Origin of the sequence: Streptomyces doebereineriae (assembly GCF_031845645.1) — a bacterium.
GTDB classification, from domain to species: Bacteria; Actinomycetota; Actinomycetes; order Streptomycetales; family Streptomycetaceae; genus Streptomyces; species Streptomyces canus.
Window position 1 is genome coordinate 167,954 of the sequence record NZ_JAVREZ010000018.1, and the last position, 19,136, is coordinate 187,089.

The 19,136-nt window shown below is 71.4% G+C and carries 12 protein-coding genes and 1 pseudogene; 3 read left to right on the top strand and 10 right to left on the bottom strand.

Annotated features, from left to right (window positions below):
* The first annotated feature begins 89 nt into the window (after positions 1 to 89).
* On the top strand, positions 90 to 2,252 hold the full coding sequence (locus RNB18_RS38905; RefSeq protein ID WP_311718801.1) for a serine/threonine-protein kinase: 2,163 nt from the start codon (positions 90 to 92) through the stop codon (positions 2,250 to 2,252).
* 48 nt (positions 2,253 to 2,300) lie between these two features.
* Here the strand turns inward: RNB18_RS38905 and RNB18_RS38910 are convergent, their stop codons facing one another.
* Positions 2,301 to 3,443 carry a S1 family peptidase gene (locus RNB18_RS38910; protein WP_311718802.1) on the bottom strand — a complete coding sequence of 381 codons (1,143 nt, stop codon included), beginning with the start codon at positions 3,441 to 3,443 and terminating at the stop codon, positions 2,301 to 2,303.
* 217 nt (positions 3,444 to 3,660) lie between these two features.
* On the opposite strand from RNB18_RS38910, the gene RNB18_RS38915 reads away from it, so the two are divergent.
* Together RNB18_RS38915 and RNB18_RS38920 are read left to right on the top strand one after the other, a co-directional pair.
* Positions 3,661 to 4,371, top strand: coding sequence for a ThuA domain-containing protein (locus RNB18_RS38915; protein ID WP_311718803.1), 711 nt, complete (start codon positions 3,661 to 3,663; stop codon positions 4,369 to 4,371).
* Entirely contained in the window at positions 4,341 to 5,444 is a 1,104-nt protein-coding gene (locus RNB18_RS38920) for a Gfo/Idh/MocA family protein (RefSeq protein WP_311718804.1), read from the top strand. The genes RNB18_RS38915 and RNB18_RS38920 overlap by 31 nt, the downstream gene beginning before the upstream one ends.
* Here RNB18_RS38920 and RNB18_RS38925 read toward each other — a convergent pair whose 3' ends face one another.
* From RNB18_RS38925 to RNB18_RS38965, 9 genes and pseudogenes are all read right to left on the bottom strand, one after another.
* Positions 5,445 to 6,923 carry a glutamate--cysteine ligase gene (locus tag RNB18_RS38925; RefSeq protein WP_311718805.1) on the bottom strand — a complete coding sequence of 493 codons (1,479 nt, stop codon included), beginning with the start codon at positions 6,921 to 6,923 and terminating at the stop codon, positions 5,445 to 5,447.
* A gap of 109 nt (positions 6,924 to 7,032) precedes the next feature.
* Positions 7,033 to 9,048, bottom strand: coding sequence for a glycoside hydrolase family 31 protein (locus tag RNB18_RS38930; protein ID WP_311718806.1), 2,016 nt, complete (start codon positions 9,046 to 9,048; stop codon positions 7,033 to 7,035).
* A 5-nt stretch (positions 9,049 to 9,053) separates the two neighbouring features.
* Complete coding sequence (locus RNB18_RS38935) at positions 9,054 to 9,881, bottom strand: carbohydrate ABC transporter permease (protein ID WP_311718807.1); 828 nt, start codon at positions 9,879 to 9,881, stop codon at positions 9,054 to 9,056.
* Positions 9,878 to 10,789, bottom strand: a complete 912-nt coding sequence (locus tag RNB18_RS38940) for a carbohydrate ABC transporter permease (protein WP_311718808.1) — start codon at positions 10,787 to 10,789, stop codon at positions 9,878 to 9,880. The genes RNB18_RS38935 and RNB18_RS38940 overlap by 4 nt, the downstream gene beginning before the upstream one ends.
* The gene (locus RNB18_RS38945; protein ID WP_311718809.1) at positions 10,786 to 12,030 is read right to left on the bottom strand and encodes a sugar ABC transporter substrate-binding protein; all 1,245 of its coding nucleotides are present in this window, start codon (positions 12,028 to 12,030) and stop codon (positions 10,786 to 10,788) included. Before RNB18_RS38945 ends, RNB18_RS38940 begins: the two co-directional genes overlap by 4 nt.
* 45 nt (positions 12,031 to 12,075) lie before the next feature.
* A complete protein-coding gene (locus RNB18_RS38950; RefSeq protein ID WP_311718810.1) occupies positions 12,076 to 13,020 on the bottom strand; it encodes a LacI family DNA-binding transcriptional regulator in 945 nt (314 codons plus the stop codon).
* Between the two features lie 2 nt (positions 13,021 to 13,022).
* On the bottom strand, positions 13,023 to 15,023 hold the full coding sequence (locus RNB18_RS38955) for an ATP-binding SpoIIE family protein phosphatase (RefSeq protein ID WP_311718812.1): 2,001 nt from the start codon (positions 15,021 to 15,023) through the stop codon (positions 13,023 to 13,025).
* A 495-nt stretch (positions 15,024 to 15,518) separates the two neighbouring features.
* Positions 15,519 to 15,791: pseudogene (locus tag RNB18_RS53900) on the bottom strand (PAS sensor protein); the annotation flags it as partial.
* A gap of 124 nt (positions 15,792 to 15,915) precedes the next feature.
* A complete protein-coding gene (locus RNB18_RS38965; RefSeq protein ID WP_311718814.1) occupies positions 15,916 to 19,128 on the bottom strand; it encodes an amidohydrolase family protein in 3,213 nt (1,070 codons plus the stop codon).
* Positions 19,129 to 19,136 lie beyond the last annotated feature (8 nt).

Sequence of the window (19,136 nt, forward strand, 5' to 3'; positions counted from 1 at the left end):
CGCGGACCGGCGCCCCTCTAGAGTGAGGGGTCCCTGTCAGAAGAGTCCGGACCGCAGCCGTCCTGGCCAGAAGCGGTGAAGGAGACGCGGTGACCCTGCGCGAGAACGATCCGGAGTCTGTCGGCGGCTACCGGATCGAATCGCGGATCGGGACCGGCGGCATGGGTGTCGTCTATCTCGGCCGATCGGCCTCGGGACGGGCCGTCGCCGTCAAGGTGGTCCACACCCGGTATGCCGACAACCCCGAGTTCCGGGCCAGGTTCCGGCAGGAGATCGCCGCCGCGCGCCGGGTCAGCGGCGCGTTCACGGCACCGGTCGTGGACGCGGACCCGGAGGCGGAACGGCCCTGGATGGCCACGGCGTTCGTGCCGGGCCGTACGCTCGCGGAGCGCGTCGACGAGTCGGGACCGCTGGACTGGCCCGCGCTGCGCCGCCTCGGCACCGAACTCGCCGAGGCCCTGCGGGAGATCCACCGCGCGGAGGTCGTGCACCGGGACCTCAAGCCGAGCAATGTGCTGCTGCTGGAGAGCGAGGGCGACGACGGGGCCGTACGCGTCATCGACTTCGGCATCTCGCGCGCGGCCGACAGCGATGTCCGCACCCAGACCGGCATGGTGATGGGCTCGCCGCCCTTCATGGCACCGGAACAGTTCAGCCGCCCGCACGAGGTCGGCTCCGCGGTCGACGTCTTCTCGCTCGGCGCGGTGCTCGTGTACGCGGCCACCGGGCACAGCCCCTTCGAGGCGGAGAACGCCTATCTGGCCGCGTACAACACCGTGCACGGCGAGCCGCGGCTGGGTGAACTGCCCGAGCAGCTGCGCCCGTTGGTCTCGCGCTGCCTGGCGAAGGAGCCCGCGGACCGGCCGACGTCGAGCGAGGTCCTGGAGCGGCTGGCGGGTCTGCCGGAGGAACTGTCCGACGGGAGACCGGCCGAGGAGGTCTCCCGCGGCCCGGAGATCCGGACGACGGACGTGGTGACCTCGCCGCTCGGTCACGAGGGGCCGGTCCGGCGGAAGCGCCGCGGGAGGAAACTGTGGGCCGCCGTCGCCGTCCTGGCGCTCCTCGGCGGGGCAGGGGCGGCCGCGGTCGCCGTGGTGGGGGACGAGCCGGCGAGTACGGTCGACGCGTTCGACGCTCTCGCTCCGCGGACGACGCCCAGTGGGACGGCACCGGCGGGCTGGAGGCCCTGGCACAACGCGCTGGGGTCGGGCGGGAAGGACCAGCCGAGGGGCGTCGGCGCCTCGTGCACTCCGGACGCACTCGGCGTCTTCTGCGCCTCCGAACAGGTCGCCCTGATGCGCCTGAACCCGGCGACGGGGAACGTCGAGTGGACGAAGTCCATGAGCCGCAAGCAGGTCAGCAGCTTCTCGATGCGCGAGCCCGTCGTCCGTGACGGTGTGGTGTTCGTCTACAGCGCGGACCGCTCGCAGGGCGTCGACGCCTACGACGGAAAGACCGGCGAGCGGCTGTGGCGGCTGAAGGGACCGCTCGGCCAGTTCGAGGCTCTGGGTGGGGTGCTTCTCGTGCGCCTGGACGAGCTCGGCCCTTCCGACACGGCCCGCTATGCGGCCTACGAGCCGCGCACGGGCAAGGAGTTGTGGCGGCGTGAGCTGACCTCCACCTCGTCGAGCCCCTTCTACGAAGGCCCGGGGGACACGCTCTACGCCGATCTGCGCGGTGGCGAAGGCGGTATCGCCCGCCTCGACGTGCGGACCGGCAGGACGCTGGGCAGTGTGGACGCCCCGAAGGGCGACCTGTGGCTGGCGACGGTCCACGACGGCACGGCGTACTACGCGCGTTGGGAGGACGACTCCGGCGTGTCCGCCGCCTTCTTCGTCCAGGATCTCAGCAGCGGCAAGACCCGCCGGATCGACTTCCCGTGGAGCGTGGAGCCCGAGGCACCGCCGCTGGTGCAGGGCGACACCATGTACATCTTCGACTACGGCAACGAGACCCTGCTCGCATTCGACGTGAAGAAGGGCAAGCCGCTGTGGTCCAGCTCGCGCGACCTGCGCGTCTTCAGCGAACCGGCGTATCACGCGGGCCGGTTGTACGTCACGATGCCGGACACCAGCATCGTGGCCCTCGATCCGAGGACCGGGAAGGAGATCGGCCGTACCAATCCGTCCTTCGACACCACGGGCCGCTCCTTCGAGGAACTGTCGCCGAGTTCGGTGCCGCCGCTGCTGGTGGGCGATGTGCTGTACGGGGTCAGCGGGTCGGGGATCTTCTCGGTGGCCGACGTCACCTGAGCGAAGGTGGGTGGGGGCCCTGCCCGAAGGCCGGGCCCCCACCTGCGATCAGGCGGTGTGCAGGGTCAGGCCGTACCGGTTGAGGATCTCGTTGACGGGCTGGAACCAGGTCTCGCCGCCGCTGGAGCAGTTGCCCCAGCCACCGGAGGTCACGCCCTGGGCCTGGTCGCCGCTGATGAACGAGCCGCCGGAGTCGCCGGGTTCGGCGCAGACGCTGGTCTTGGTCATCTGGTGCACGGCGCCCTGGCTGTAGTTGACGGTCTCGTTCATCGCGAGAACCGTGCCGCAGTGCCAATGGGTGGTCGATCCCGAGCGGCAGATCGAGGAGCCGACGGGCGCCACGTTCGACCCGCGCACGAGCTGGTCGGAGACGGTGCCCCAGCCGAGCACCACGGGGACGGTCCACCAGCCGCTGCCCACGTTGACCCAGGCGTAGTCGTTGTCGGGGAAGGACGAGCCCTGGAAGTTGCCGACGTAACTGCGGTCCCAGCCGTAGACGCTGCCGGTGTGCTGGTCGCAGTGGCCGGCGGTGACGAAGCCGCCGTACACCGAGAAGCCGATGGAACAGCGGACGTTGCCGGTGTAGTAGGGGTCGCCGCCGACGGTTCCCGCGGCGAACGTGGTCGGCGCGGTCGCCACCTCCCGCACGGTGACGGGACCCGCCTTCCGGGCGCGGGCGACGAACTTCCGGACATCGTTGTCACCCTGTCGGCCGCTGACGACGTTCACCACCACCGTGCTGGCCTTCGGGTCGACGTGCCAGCTGCTGACGGCGTCCGGCGCGGGGACTTTGTCGATCCGGGCCTGGGTGGCGGCGAGTTCGCGGGCACTGTGGGTGACGGTGCGGACCGTGGCACCGGTGGCGCGTATCTCGCGGAGGGCGGTGGCGGGGGTGTCGGGGGTGACGGCGACGGTCAGCGTCCCCTCGGCGGCGTCGAACCAGGAGCCGCCGTACGAAGTACCCGCGGTCCGGCGGAGCTTGGACTCCAGAGCGGTGGCCCGCCGCTCGGCGGCGAGCCTTGCCTCGGCTTCGGCCTTCGTGAGGTGGAAGTCCCGCTGCATCGCCGTGAGGAGTCCGGCCGAGGCGGGCTGCTTCTCGTCGGCGGTGGCGGGGACCGTGCCCACGGTCGCTCCGACACCGAGCAGGAGCAGCACGGCCAGGCCCGCGCGCATGATTCTGGTGCGTCTCATGGAGATTGCCCTTCGTCGTTCCAACGGGGGTGGGGGTGGAACAGCAGAGTTCTCTGAGAGCGCTCTCAGTGTGGCTCGGGAGAGCCTAGCCGCTGATTATTGACAGGTCCATACCAATACCGAAGTTGGCGAAATCCCGGCACGCGGAACGTGGATTTCTTCCGGCCCGTCCGGGGGATCTCCTCCAGGAACCTGTCCTGCCCGACAAAGGAACAAGATGACGCGTAAGAAAGCACTGGTGGTCCGAGGCGGCTGGGAGGGACATCAGCCGGTCAAGGCCACGGAGCTGTTCCTGCCCTTCCTGGAGAGCAGTGGCTACGACGTCCGGGTCGAGGAGTCGACCGATGTCTACGCCGACAGCGCCGAGATGGCCGCCACCGACCTCGTCGTGCAGTGCGTGACCATGTCGGAGATCACCGCCGAGCAGGTCTCGGGTCTGAGCACCGCCGTCGTGGCCGGTACCGGCTTCACCGGCTGGCACGGCGGAATCGCCGACTCGTTCCGTGCCTCCTCCGACTACCTCCATCTGGTGGGCGGCCAGTTCGCAACCCACCCGGGCAAGGAACCGTGCGAGCGGCGGGGCGGCGAGGAGGACAACTTCCTGCCGCACACCGTCACCCTCACCGAGCTCGGCCGCGAACACCCCGTCACCGCGGGCATCGAGGACTTCGAGCTGCACACCGAGCAGTACTGGGTGCTCCACGACGACCTGATCGACGTCCTGGCCACCACCACCCACCCGGCACAGCCGTGGCAGCCCTGGCACCGGCCGGTCACCTCCCCGGCGGTCTGGACCCGTCAGTGGGGAGCGGGACGTGTCGTGGTGACGACACCCGGGCACAACCTCGACGTCCTCGAGAACCCCAACGTCCGTACCGTCATCGAGAGGGGCATGCTGTGGGCGACGCGCACCGCATCGGCGTCGTAGGTCTCGGCGTCATCTCCCGCGCCTACCTGGACACGCTCGTCGGCCACCGCGCCGTGCGCGTCACCGCCGTCGCCGACCTGGACGCCTCCCGGTCGGCCGCCGTCGCCGCCGAACTGCCGGGAGTGCAGGCGCTGTCCGTCGAGGAACTGCTGAGCAGCCCGGACGTCGACACGGTGCTGAACCTCACCGTCCCCGCGGCGCACGCCGAGATCGCCCTCGGTGCCATCGGCCACGGCAAGCACGTCTACGGCGAGAAACCACTGGCCGCCGAACTCACCGACGCCCGCACCGTCCTGGAGTCCGCGGCGAAGGCGGCGGTCGCAGTGGGATGCGCGCCGGACACGGTCCTGGGCACCGGCGTCCAGACGGCACGGGCGGCGGTGGAGGCCGGGGCCGTCGGCCGCCCGATGTTCGCCTCGGCCGTCATGGTCACCCCCGGCCACGAACGGTGGCATCCCCACCCGGACTTCTACTACACCGCCGGTGGCGGCCCCCTGCTGGACATGGGGCCGTACTACCTGTCCGCCCTGGTGCATCTGCTGGGTCCGGTGCGTGCCGTGATCGGTGCGTCCAGCCGGCTCCGCACCGAGCGGGTCATCGGGTCCGGCCCGCGTACGGGCGAGCGGATACCGGTCGAAGTGGACAGCCATGTCTCCGGGGTCCTCGAACACGAGGGCGGGGTCCTGACGACGATCACGACGAGCTTCGACGGCGTGGCCGCCACGGCCGCGCCGATCGAGGTCCACGGCGAGAGGGGCACTCTCACGGTCCCGGATCCGAACAACTTCGACGGCGAGGTACGGCTCCTCGAACTCGGCGAGGGCGAGAAGGGGTGGCGCACGCTGTTGCCGTCCGCGGGCTACGTCGGCGCCGCCCGGGGCGTCGGTCTGCTCGACTTCGTCGCCGCCGACGGACCGCGGGCACCGCGCGCGAGCGGTGAACTCGCCCTGCATGTACTGGAGACGATGACCGCCCTGCTGCGTTCGTCGGCCGAGGGGCGGCGGATCGAGCTGTCGACGTCGGTGGAGCGGCCTGTTCCGGTGCCGCTGACGCCTCCCCAGGAATGGCGGTGATCAGTCCACGGGCCAGGTGTGCACGGGTGCGTTGAGGTGCATGTAGTCCATGTATGCCGTCGTCATCCGCCGCAGCGCCTCATGACGGTCGCCCGCGCCTGCCTTCTCCAGGTGGTGGACCGTCTCCGCCTGCCACAGGGCGCCGTTGCGGGCGGTGACGCAGCGCTGCTCGATGACGCCGAGCAGGGGCTCACGCCACTGAGCGTCCATGCCGGCCAGCTCCAGGCCCCGGTGGGCCAGGGGCAGCAGTCGTCGCAAGACCAGTTCCGTGACCGGCACTTCGCCCGCTCCCGGCCAGTACAGGCGGGCGTCGATGCCGTCACGGGCGGCGGTGTGCAGGTTCTCCTCGGCGACCGAGAAGGACATGCGCGTCCACACCGGCCGGTCCTCGTCGACCAGGGCGCGCGTCAGGCCGTAGTAGAAGGCGCCGTTGGCGATGATGTCGGCCACCGTGGGCCCGGCGGGCAGGACCCGGTTCTCGATGCGCAGATGCGGGCCGCTGTCGGTGACGGCGTAGACCGGGCGGTTCCAGCGGTAGATCGTGCCGTTGTGCAGGGTCAGTTCGCCGAGTTCCGGAACACCGCCGCTGTCCAGTGCTTCCTGCGGGTCCTCGTCGTCGCAGATCGGCAGGAGCGCGGGGAAATAGCGCACGTTCTCCTCGAAGAGATCGAAGACGCTGGTGATCCACCGTTCCCCGAACCACACCCGGGGCCGTACGCCTTGTGCCTTGATCTCCTGGGGGCGGGTGTCGGTGGCCTGCTCGAAGAGCGGGATGCGGGTCTCGCGCCACAGCTCCTTGCCGAAGAGGAAGGGCGAGTTGGCCGCGAGGGCGATCTGCACGCCCGCGACGGCCTGTGCCGCGTTCCAGTAGTCCGCGAACTCCTTGGGGGCGACCTGGAGATGGAACTGCGTGCTGGTGCAGGCGGCCTCGGGAGTGATCGCGTCGGCGTACATCGCGAGGCGGTCCACGCCCTCCACCTTGATGCGCAGGTCCTCACCGCGCGCCGCGAAGATCTGCTCGTTGAGCAGCCGGTAGCGCGGATCTCCCGACAGGGCGGCCTCGCCGACGTCCGCCTCGCCCAGCGTCGGCAGGATGCCCACCATGATCAGGTGCGCGCCGACGGCCGAGGCGCGTTCCTCGGCGTGGTTGAGGGCGTCACGGATCTCCTGCTCCCAGGAGCCGGGCCCGCCGGACAGGAGCCGGCGCGGCGGAATGTTGATCTCCAGGTTGAAGCGGCCCAGCTCGCTGGACCAGGCGGGGTCGGCGATCGCCTGGAGCACCTCGGTGTTCCGCATCGCCGGGAGGCCGTCCTCGCCCACCAGGTTGAGCTCGATCTCCAGCCCCACCTGCGGCCGCTCACTCTCGAAGCCGGACTCGCGCAGCATCTGCGCGAGGACGTCCAGGCAGGTGTGCATCTTGTCCCGGTACCGTCGGCGGTCCTCCCGCGTGAACACCAGGGCCGGCACGTCACGTCCCATCGGGCCCTCCCGAGTCCCCTCGGCGGATGCCTCTCCCGTCCCAGAGTCCCACCTCGGAAGCGCCCCGGACAGTCGGCGCACGCCGCCGGGGCGGTGTGCGACCTCTTGCTCACGGAACGTGCGCCCCGGCCCGTAGCCAGAGCGGGGCGGCGGTGAGGGGGATGCGGACCCGACGCCAGGCAGGGCCGGTGATCGGCCCTCCGGAGCCCGCGTACGGCAGCCACTCCCCCGGCGGGAACCACACCTGTCTGCGTCCACCGGGCGCGTACAAGGGGGCGACCAGCAGGTCGGGGCCCAGCAGGTACTGGAGGTCGGCCGCGTGGGCGTCCGGGCGGTCGGCGTGGTCCAGGGCCATGGGGCGGGCGAGCGGTTCCCCACTGCGGACCGCGTCGGCGGCGGCACGGCGGACGTACGGCAGCAGGCTCGTGCGCAGCCGGGCCGCGTGCAGGACGGCCGTGTACGCCTCCTCGCCGAAGTCCCAGGGCAGCCGGGAGGTCATGCCGTGGAACCGGCTGAGGGGTGACAGCAGGCCGAACTGCGCCCAGCGGACGAAGAGTTCGGGATCCGGTGCGCCATGGAAGCCGCCGATGTCGTGGCTCCAGAAGGGGTGACCTGAGAAGGAGAGCGAGAGGCCCGCGCGCAGGGTCGACGCCAGGTCCTGCCAGCTCGCGTTGGAGTCGCCGGTCCACTTGGCGCCGTGTCGCTGGCCGCCGGTCCAGGTGGAGCGGCCCCAGGTCAGGCCGTGGCCCGCGGTCTCCTGGGTGACCTCGGCGACCAGGTCGTTGAAGAGCAGGGGGTAGAGGTTGTGCAGCCGGTCGCCGGTCATGCCGTCGTATGCCACCGCCTCCGCGGGAACCGCCTCACCGAAGTCGGTCTTCAGGACCGAGACTCCGGTGGCCAGGACCTGGCGGACGCGCTCCTGGAACCAGTCGACGGCGCCGGGATGGGTCAGGTCGAGGACGGCCGAGTCCGGGTGTGCCCCGCCCCAGAGCTGACCGGTCCAGGTGGTGCCCGAAGGGGAGTGCAGGAACCAGCCGTTGCGGTCCGCCTCGGCGAAGTACGGGCTGTCGACGCTGATGTACGGGTTCATCCAGAGCGAGACGTGGAAGCCCTGTCCGGCCAGGTGGGTCATGAGCCCGCGGGGGTCCGGGAACGCCTCGGTGTCCCACTCCATGTCCGACCAGCAGCCGGGCCGCTGCCAGTAGGTGTCGATGTGCAACACGTCGCAGGGGAAGTCGAGTTCGCGGATACGGCGGGCTCGTTCGCGTACTTCGGCCGCGCTGTCCGGGCGGAATCCGCCGGAGATCCAGGGGCCGAAGGCCCAGTCCGGGGGCAACAGGGCGGGGCCTGTCAGGTCGTGGTAGGTGCGCAGGCACTCGGCGGGGGTGCCGGTGATCAGGTAGTAGTCGAGTTCCTCGTCGGGGACGGTCAGCGACCAGGCGCCGGTGTTGCTGTGCGCGAGGTCGAAGGAGGCCGCGGTCGTGGTGTCCACGAGGATGGCGTAGCCCCGGCTGGAGAGCAGGAACGGGACGGCCTTGTAGGAGCGGGTGCCGGTCGAGCCCTGGGCGTCCTCGACCCAGCAGTCGACGCGTTGGCCGCGCAGGTCGGGGCCGGTGAAGCGCTCTCCGAGGCCGTAGAAGTGCTCGTCGGGTTCGGCGAACCAGCTGTCGTGGTAGGCGAGTCGGCCGTCCGCGAGTTCGGTGACGCCGAGGGGCAGGACGGTCCTGCGGCCGCTGGGGTCGCTCACGTCGGTCGCCTGTCGTAGGTGACGATCCGTCAACTCCATTGCGAACGGCGTCAGACGGGCTTCGAGACACAGCGACTCGAGGTGCAGGGTGAAGGCGTCCGGTGACTGCTCGACCGTGCAGCGGGTGTCCGTCGGCGCGGTGACGACGGACACCCGAGGGGCCATCGGTACGCCGTCCAACCGCAGCGTGATCCGTAGGCAGTTGCCCGTCGCGGGGCGCAGCCGGAGGATGCCGGTACGTCCGGCCGCGGTACGTACGTCGAGGGTCACGCCGTCCTTGTCCGCGGCGGCGACGGAAGCGCCGGCCAAGGGATCCGGCGCGGCCGGGACCAGGGGTGGGGGCGGTGCCACCCAGGGCGCGCGGTCACGGGGATGCATGGCGTTCAGCCCCTCACGCTGCCCGCGGTGAGCCCGCCGACGATGAAACGCTGGAAGAGGGCGAAGACGCAGACCACCGGGATGCTGATGAGGGTGGCGGTGGCCATCAGGGCGCCCCACGACGTCCCGTGCTGCCCGATGAAGGCGTTGAGCAGGACGGTGACGGGCTGGACGCCGGGCCCCTCGGCAAGCGTGAGCCCGAACAGGAACTCTCCCCAGCCGATCAGGAAGGACAGTCCGGCCGCCGCGACCACACCGGGCACCATGAGCGGCAGGACGACTCGCAGCAGCACACCGGGCAGTCCGCAGCCGTCGACCAGGGCCGCCTCCTCCAGCTCCGGGGACACGCTGCGCATCACGGGACGCAGCACGATCACCGTGAAGGGCAGCGTGAGCGTGGTGTCGGCGGCGATGAGGCCCAGGTAGGTGTCGGTGAGACCGGCCCGGCGTTCGAGGATGAACAGCGGGGCCGCCAGCACGATGGCGGGCGGGAGCTGGGCGACGAGGAGGGCGAGCACCATCGCGCCCGAGCCCCGCATCCGGACGCGGGCGAGGGCGTAGGCCAGCGGGACGCCGAGAAGCAGCGTGAGCGCGACCACCCCGCAGGAGATGACCAGACTGTTGAGCAGGGCCCGGGTCAGGCCCTCGTACCCCAGGGCGGTCGAGTAGTTCTCGCCGGTGACGGGGCTGGGTGCCCACTGCGGGTCCGGCGTCTGGATGCGGTCCGGCCGGGTGAGGCCGGTCTTCACCATCCAGTACACCGGCAGCAGGAAGGCGGCGGTGATGAGCGTGGCGGTCGCGGTCAACAGCCAGGGGTGGCGCGGTGATCTCATGCGGCGCCTCCCGCCTGCGCCTCGTCCTCGCGCCGCAGCCGTCGTACGTACCAGACACCCGCCAGCAGGGGTACGACGAGCAGCAGCAGGCCGGCCGCGGCTCCCTGGCCGAACCGGAAGAACGTGAAGAACACCTCGTAGACGTAGAGGGAGAGCACGCGGGTGGCGTCGACGGGGCCGCCGCCTGTCATCACGAAGACGAGGTCGAAGACCTTGAAGGTGTAGAGAAGGCCGAGGAGGAGGACGGTCACCGAGACGGGCCGCATCAGCGGGAGGGTGATGTGGCGGAAGCGCTGCCAGGCGCTCGCTCCGTCGATGGCGGCGGCCTCGTGGAGTTCGGGGTCGACGGTGTGCAGTCCGACCAGGAGCAGCAGCATGTTGAAGGGCACGCCGACCCAGACGTTGGCGAAGACCACCCCCGCCATCGAGGTGGACGGGTCGGTGAGCCAGTCGTGGGAGAGACCGCTCAGGCCGACGGCTTGGAGCAGGGCGTTGTAGGCGCCGGACTCCGCGTCCAGCATCCAGCGGAAGAGGGTGCCGCTGACCACCGGGGGCAGCAGCCAGGCGACCAGCAGGAGGGAACGCAGCAGGCCGTTGAGGGGAAACGGGCGGGCGAAGAGCAGGGCCAGGGCGAAGCCGATCGTGAACTGGAGCAGCAGCGAGGCGAGGGTGAAGACCAGGGAGAGGCGCACGGAGTGCCAGAAGCCCGGGTCGTCGGCCACGGCACGGTAGTTGTCGAGCCCGTTGAACCGCTCGGCCCCGCCGAGGAGTTGGCCCAGGTCGACGTCGTGGACGGACGTCCACACGTTGTAGAGGAGCGGGTAGGCCAGGAAGAGGGCGAGGAAGGCCATGCCCGGCAGGCAGAAGAGGTAGCCGGTGCGGCGGCGGCGCGCGGAGGGCTGGTTCATTGCTCGCTCAGAGCTTTGTCGATCTTCCCGGCCGCGGTCCTCGCAGCGGCGGACGGGGACGCGGATCCGGTGAGCACGGCCTGCTCCGCCTCCGCGACAGCCTGCGAGGCCTCGGCGTAGTGGGCGCCGTACTGGCGCGGCCGGGCCAGGGGCAGCTGGCTGAGGAAGAGCCGCAGGGCCGGGTCCGAGGCCCAGCTGCCCCGGTCGGCGAGGTCCTTGCGGGCAGGGAGTTCACCGAAGGCCACCAGGTACGGCACCAGGACCGAGGGGCGCTGCGTGTACTCCAGGACCTCCCACGCCTTGTCCACGTGCTTGCTGTTCGCCATCACGACCCAGTTCTCCCCGCCCAGGCAGGTGGCGGCCTCCTTGTCGCGGGGCAGGGCGACGACGTTCCAGTCGAAGTCGGCCTTCTTCAGGGTGGGGATCTGCCACGGGCCGTTGATCTGCATCGCGGCGCGCTGGTTGAGGAAGCGGGTGTTGACGTCCTGCTGGGTCCAGCCCACGCACTGTTCGGACAGGGAACCCTTGGCGATCAGTTCGTCGAGGAAGGTGAGCGCGGTGGCGCCGTACGTGCTGAAGGTGTCCAGGTCGCCGCCCGCCTGCCAGAGGAAGGGCAGGAACTGGAAGACACCTTCCTCGGTCTTGATCGCGCTCAGCGCCAGGCCGTAGCGGTCGCCGCTGGTGAGTTTCTGGGCGGTGGAGGCCAGTTCGTCCCAGGTGGTGGGGGGTTCGACGCCGGCGGACTTGAGCATGCGGGTGTTGCAGTAGAGGGCGAGGCAGTTGCTGTTGTTGGGGATTCCCAGAGTCTTTCCGCCCACCTGGCAGCCTTCCCAGGGCCCCTTGTAGTACTGGTCGGCCTGGCCCCATTTCTCCACTCTGGCGGTGAGGTCGGCCAGCAGATGGCTGCCCCCGAGGGTGTTCATGGCGACGTTGTCGACGATGGCGAGGTCGGGCAGGTCACCGGAGATCGCGCCCAGGGTGATCTGCCGGTCCAGCTCCGCGAACGGGAAGGTCCGCCGCTCGATCCGCACGTCCGGGACGCCGGCCTCGATGTCCTTGATCAGGCGGTTCATTCCGGGCTGGAAGTTGTCCAGAGTGAAGTAGTCCCACCAGGTGAGGGTCACCGGGCCCGACGTGTCCGAGCTGCAGGAGGTCAGAGCCGCGCCTGCGCCGAGGGCGGCAGCGGCCGCTGTCGCGCCCGAGGCGCGGAGAAAACCGCGGCGGTCGAGGGGGTACGACATGTTCTGCTCCCAGGGTTCGGTGATCGGGTCACAGAAACGGACGTATCAGAAGTCCAGGTCCAAATCGGGGAAATCAGGGAGTTCATTCTCGGGTTCCGAGCCCGGCACCGGCCGGCAGCGTCCCGTGCTGCCGCGCAGGGTGATCAGCGGCTTCAGCAGGACGTGCCGGGGAGGCGAGTCCGGTGAGCGCAGCCGCCGCATCATCAGGTCGACGGCGACCCCGCTCATCTCCTTGGCGGGTATCTCGGCGGCGGTCAGGGGCGGGTTCACCTGTTCGGCCCAGGGACTGGCCGCGACGCCGACGACAGAGAAGTCGCGCGGCACGCTGAGGCCGTGCCGGGTGAGTCCGCGGTAGACGCCTTCCAGGGCCGCTTCGTTCATGGTGACCAGCGACGTCGTCGCCGGGTCCTCGCTCAGGATCCGCTCCACGACCTCCTCTCCCGAGGCGAGGTCGTCGCCGCAGAGGTAGGCGTGCGGGGTGAGCAGCAGTTTCTTCATCATCTCGGTGTAGCCCTCGTCCCCGAGCCGCGCGAAGCCGTAGCCGCTGCTGAAGAGCTGCTCGGACCGGTTGACGAAGGCGATTCTGCGGTGACCGAGGTCGGCGAGGTGCTGGACGCAGCCGCCGGCCAGGCCGGCGAAGTCCAGGTCGACCCAGCCGGCCACGTCGGCCCGGTGGTTGCGGCCGATGGCCACGAAGGGGAAGCCCGCCTCGGCCAGGCGCTCGACGCGGTCGTCCTCCCGGCGGATCTCCATGACGATCACGCCGGCCACCCGCCGGTCGTCGATCATCCGCAGGAAAGAGGGGTCGTCATGGGTGCCGGCGGGGGCGAGCAGCAGGTCGTAGCCCTGCTGGGCCGCGGCCTCGGCCACCCCGCCCACGAAGGAGAGCTGCATGGTGGTGTAGTCACGGAGGCGGCCGGCGGGCGGGTAGAGGAGCCCCAGCGTGTGCGTGCCGCCGCCGGAGTCGTCGGTTCTGGGTCGCGCTGCCATGGTCAGCCGGCCGGGAGGGATTGTTCGGCCCAGATGGTCTTGCCCAGGGGGGTCTGGCGGGTGCCCCAGCCCTGGGTGAGCTGGGCGACCATGTGCAGCCCGCGGCCGCCCTCGTCGTACGTACGGGCGCGGCGCAGATGCGGGGCGGTATTGCTGGCGTCGGAGACCTCGCAGATCAGCGTCCGGTCGCGGATGAGCCGGAGGCCGATCGGAACGGCGCCGTAGCGGATGGCGTTGGTGACCAGCTCGCTCACCACCAGCTCGGTGACGAACGCCGCCTCCTCCAGCCCCCACGCCGTGAGCTGGCGGGTGGTCTGGGCGCGGGCGTCGGCCACGATCGACGGGTCGGAGGGCAGGGACCAGGCGGCGACCTGGTCTGCGTGCAGGGCCCGGGTGCGAGCGAGGAGCAGGGCCACGTCGTCGGAGGGGCTCTTGGGCAGCAGGGCCTTGAGAATGGTGTCGCAGGTCGTTTCCAGCGAGGCGACCGGACCGGCCAGGGACTCGCAGAGCCGGTCGAGCCCGAGGCCGACGTCGCGGTCGCGCGCCTCGACCAGACCGTCGGTGCAGAAGGCCAGCAGACTGCCCTCGGGCAGCTCCAGCTCGGTGCACTCGAAGGGCAGCCCTCCGACACCGAGCAACGGCCCCGGCGTCAGCTCCACCACCCGGGCCGTGCCGTCGGGGAGCAGCACGACGGGCGGGACGTGACCTGCGCTGGCGAAGGTGCACACGCGGGAGACCGGGTCGTAGACGGCGTACAGACAGGTCGCACCGATCTCGCCGCTGACGACGTAAGGCTCGTCCGGAGCGATGTCCTCCTCGTCCGTGGACAGGTGGGTGACCAGATCGTCCAGGTGGGTGAGGAGTTCGTCCGGGGGAAGGTCCACGTCGGCGAGGGTGCGCACGGCGATGCGCAGCCGGCCCATCGTGGCGGAGGCATGGATGCCGTGCCCGACCACGTCCCCCACGACCAGGGCCACGCGGGTGCCCGACAGGGGCACGACGTCGAACCAGTCGCCGCCCACGCCCGCGCCGGTGCCGGCCGGCAGATAGCGGTACGCCACCTCGACGGCCGCCTGTTTGGGCAGGTCCCGGGGCAGCAGGCTGCGCTGGAGGGTGAGGGCGTTGGTGCGCTCACGGGTGTAGCGGCGGGCGTTGTCGACGCCGACCGCGGCCCGGCCCGCGAGTTCCTCGGCGAGGATCAGATCGTCCGGTTCGAAGGGCGGGGAGCCGCTGCTGCGGGTGAAGACCGCGACGCCGAGGGTGATGCCCCTTGCCCGCAGGGGGGTGGCCATGACCGAGTGGAACCCGTACTCCGCCACGCGTGCGGTGCGTGTCTCGTGTCCGGCGATCCAGGCGGCGAAGTCGGGGTCGTCCGCGCCGCTGAGCACCGGTTTCCCGTCGGCCAGACAGCGGGCGGGCGGCGAGAACGGCGGGTAGGTGTCCATCCCGCCGAGGTCGATGGCCGCCTCGGGGACGTCCTCCCCCTCGGCGGCGGACTGGTGGGCGACCCTGCGGAGCACCACGGCCGCGTCGACCGGTCCCGGCACGGGTTCGTCCCCGCGCAGCACGGAGTCGAGGAGGTCCACACTGACGAAGTCGGCGAGGCGCGGGACGGCGAGATCGGCGAGCTCCTGGGCGGTGCGGGTCACGTTCAGGGTGGTGCCGATGCAGCTGCCGGCCTCCTGCAGCAGGGCGAGCCGCTGCCGGGCCGCGTGCTGGTCGCTGCTGTCGAACGCGGCGGTGCCCACGCCGACGACCTCACCGGTCGCGGGGTCGCGGACGGGCCAGAGCTCGATGACCCAGGCGCGGTGGTGGGTGGAGCCCCGGGGGGCGGCGGCGCCGGGGGCGCAGGCCGGCTCCGGGGCCAGACACTCGTAGCGCATCGGGGCGCGTTCTTCGGCGACTCGGCGGACACACTGGAGGAAGCCTTCGTCGGCGGGGGCGGGCGCCTGCGGTTCGTATCCGGTGTCGAGAGGCACCTCGCGTACGGCTCGGCGAACCACCGGTTCACCCCCGCCCCTGGCGGCCGGCTCGTCTCCACCCCATGCCGACGGCTCCTCGCCCTCGGCTCCAACGACCCGCGCTCCGCCGTCGCCCCCTACTGCTCGCTCCTCGGCTCCTACCGCTCGCGCTCCACCCTCGACCCCAGCCGATCGCGCTCCACCCTCAACCCCAGCTGATCGTGCTCCGCTGTCGGCCCCAGCCGATCGCGCTCCACCCTCCACCCCAGCCGATCGCCCTCCACCCTCAACCCCAACCGGTCGCCCTCGGCCCTCGGAACCAACCGGCCGCGCTCCACCCTCGCCCCCTGTCCCCCGCTCCCCACTCTCCGCCGTCGCGTTCCGGCGCCACGAGCCGGATGTCACGCTGTGGGTGGAGAGCGCGATCGAGGCCTGGTCGAAGGCCCACTCCACCATGGATCGGTCGGGGCCCGGGGAGAGGGCCACGACGAAGGAGTGGGCCGTGCCGTCGCCGCCCAGCGACGGCTGGGCGTGCAGGGCCGTTTCGACGCGGTGGCCGTCCCGATGCCGCAGTGCCGCCGTGCCCCTCCATTCCTGGGAGCCGGCGAGGGAGAGCCCGGTCGCCCCGGGAGCTCCCTCACCGAGGAGCAGATCCGTCGCGGCGCGCCCTACGACCTCCGGGGCTCGGTGGCCCAGCAGTCGTCGAGCGCCCTCGCTCCACCCGGTGACCACGCCGTCCAGGCTGAGGGTGACCGTCGCGACATCGGATGACCACCCACTGCGACCGTTCCCTTGATCAAAAGTGGCCATTCTTGCTCAATTCACGCGGTGAGGTGCCTCACAGACCCAGAGTGCGCGCCGCACAGGAATCGGACAAGTCAGACCCAGGGGCCCGTAGGCGTCCAGCCGTCAGACCCGCGTCGCTCCGTATCTCTCACAGCGCGGTCCCCGGATCACAGCATCCCTCACGCCGCATCTGTTCGCTCACCCCGAGCCATTCCGCCTCGGAGGACGCGTCGGAGGTCGCCTCGGAGGACACGCCGGAGCGCCGCACGGAGTCGAAGGCGTCCACGAGGTCCGCCTGCTCGAAGGGCACCCCTCCGCGCAGTACCGCCACCGTGCGGATCAGGGTGTCGAAGTCGGTGAAGGGGTCACCGTCCACGACCGTGAGATCGGCGAGCTTGCCCTCCTCCAGCGTCCCCAGGTCGGCATCGGCGCCGAAGACACGGGCGGGCAGCAGGGTGGCGGTGCGCAGGGTCTCTGCGGGAGACAGCCCGCCGCGGTGCAGCGCCCGCAGGGCGAGGTGCAGATGCAGACCGACCGGCACGAGCGGCTGGTCCGTGCCGAGCGCGATCTGACCGCCGTCGGCCAGGATGCGCCGGTACACGGCCAACTCACGGTCGAGAGTGGCCAGTTGGGAGGCCGTGGGCGGCTGTCCGGCCTGCTGGCGGACCAACACGGTGTCCCACGGCGGCATCAGGGAGGTGACACGGCGGTCCTCCGCGAGCGCGGGGTCCGTTCCCAGCAGGACGAGCGCCGTGAACGGGGTGGCGACGAGATGGAAGCCCGCCTTGGTGTAGATCTCCTGGACGTCCTCGTGGACACGGCCCGTGGCGGTCGTCGCGTGCCCGAACTCCAGCCGCTGCGTGGCCTGCAGATGGGTCGTCAGGTCCTGCCCGAGCTGCACGCCCGGTGTACAGAGATGGCTGCCGCTGCGCACACCGAGCCGCTCGTGCGCGAAGTCCGCGGCCTCCTTCATCACCCAGCCAGGGGCGCGGACGTACGTCTTCACGAAGTCCCAGTCCAGCGCCGCCCCGCGCTCCAGCGAGCGCCGCAGCCCCTCGGGGGTGCGGTGCGCGCGGCCCATGCTGTAGGCGACGCGGGCCCCGTCGAGCAGTTCACCGGTGGCCAGCAGCCGCGGCCCGGCGAGTGCTCCGGCGGCGACCGCCTCCCGGATCCGGGCCTGCTCGTAGGCGAAGCCGCCCAGGGAGACGGCGGTCGTGATGCCGTAGGCGAGTTGGAGCGCGGTCTGGCGTCCGCCGTAGGTGCTCTGCCAGGGGTGGGTGTGCGCGTCCCAGAGTCCTGGGAGCACGGTACGGTCGCTCGCGTCGATTCGGCGTGCGGCCGATCGCCCGGTGCGGTGCGGGGAGACCTCCGCGATACGACCGTCATGGATCAGGATGTCGATGTCCTCGCGGACGTCCGGTCCGGTGCCGTCCCAGAAGCGGCCGGCGTGCACGAGGGTGTCGGCGGGGCGGGGACGCCGGTAGTCCAACGGCACCTTGACGGTACGGGCCTTGCCGCTGCGGACGTCGATCAGGCGCAGGGTGCCGGCGGAGAGGTAGAGCAGGGTGTGGGCGTCGGCGGACCAGGAGGGGTGGTCGGCGGGCTCGGTGGTGAGGCGGCGCGGCTCACCGTCGGGGGCACCGTCCGAGCGGACCGGCAGCAGCCACAGAGCGGACTCGGCGACCACGGCCATCCAGCGGCCGTCCGGCGACCAGACCGGGCCGGAGTCGTAGCGGTCGGAGAGGGAGGTGTGCGGGGCGAGGGCGTGCAGGGCGGCGGTGCCGGTGGTGGTGTCGACGACCCGGATGAGGTTGTAGCCCTCGCGGAAGCGCTGGTTGAGCCGGTTGCGATCGCACAGGGCGATGTACCGCCCGTCGGGAGACCAGCTGGGGCGGCCGGGCAGTCCGCCCGCGCCGAGCGGTGCGACGAGGGACCGTTCGCTGCCATAGGGCAGGTCGCGCACGACCAGGTTGCCGGACATGTCCAGGCAGGCCAGCCGGGTCCCGTCGGGCGAGAGGGCGGGGAAGACCCGGCCGCCGTCGGCGAGCACGGTCTCCTCGCCGGAGTCGAGGTCCCGGCGCCGTACGGCGAACAGTCCGTCCCGGTCGTCGGCGAAGATCAGCCCCGTGCCGTCGGGTGTCCAGGTCGGGCCCAGCACATAGCGGGTGCGCGGGACTTGGAGCTCCTTGCGTGGTGCGCGCCCACCCGAAGTCCCGGCGGTCCACAGGGAGTTGAGCGCGGCGAAGGCGACACTGCGGCCGTCGGGCGAGAGGGCGGGCAGATGCAGGGCGCGCACAGGCCGGGGGCCGGCGCCCTCGAAGTCGTACGCCTTGCCGCGGTAGCGGGGCCGTTGCACGGGCATCGCGGCCGTGAACGGGATCTTCTCCCCCGCCGCGGGCGCCTCGGGGTCCACGACGCGGAAGTGGCCGTCCACCGCGAGCAGGAGGAGTTCGCCGTCGGTCCAGCGGGGCGGCGCCGGAAGGACGTCTCCGTCGACGGCGATCGGCGTGCCGTCCACGACGAGGGTGCACGAGGCGCTGGGGGCGGGCGTGGTGCGCAGATACGCGAGGCGGCCGCCGGGTGAGACGGCCGGGGTCATGAGCTGGGCGCCGGAGTCGTCGGTGTGCTCGACGGTGACAGGTCCCGAACCGTCGGCGGCCACCGAGGCGACGGTGTCGGCGCGCAGCGTGCCCGTGGCAGTGACCGCCGCGCGCACGAACAGCACGCGCTCGCCGTCCGCCGACCAGGTGGGGTCGAAGTCCTCCCAGGCACCGCCCTGCGCCGGGCCCTGCTGGGCGGCGCGTCCGGTGAGCCGGGTCAGCGCGCCGGAGCGTACGTCGACGACCCAGATGCGGTACGGGCTGCCGGTCACGGTGTCGCCGCCGCGCTCGGAGGCGAACGCGATCCGGGTGCCGTCCGGCGACCAGGCGGGGCCACGGTCGTCCCAGGGCCCGTCGGTGAGCTGCCGTACTTCAGTGCCGTCGGACCGCAGCGTCCAGAGGTGGAAGCCACCGCCGCGGTAGGCGCACACGACGAGGCGGCCGCCGTCGGGCGAGAACTGCGGGCGGGTGGGTTCGAGGCCGGGCGAGGTGAGCGCGACGGCGGTGCCACCGGCACGCGGAATCGACCAGAGCACGTTCTGTACTTCGGCGACGAGCCGGTCGCCGGCCGGGGAGAGCGTCGCGGAACCGCCGGTGGCGGCGGTCAGGGAGAGGGTGACCGACTGGGAGGGGGCGGCCGAGGCAGGTGTACCGGCGGCCGCGACGGCGGTGGCGGTGGCAGTGACACCGGCGGCCTGGAGGAATCTGCGGCGGGAGAGCGGACCGGGCCGGAAGGTGTCATGTGTGCCGTGGGCGTCCAAGGGAGCCT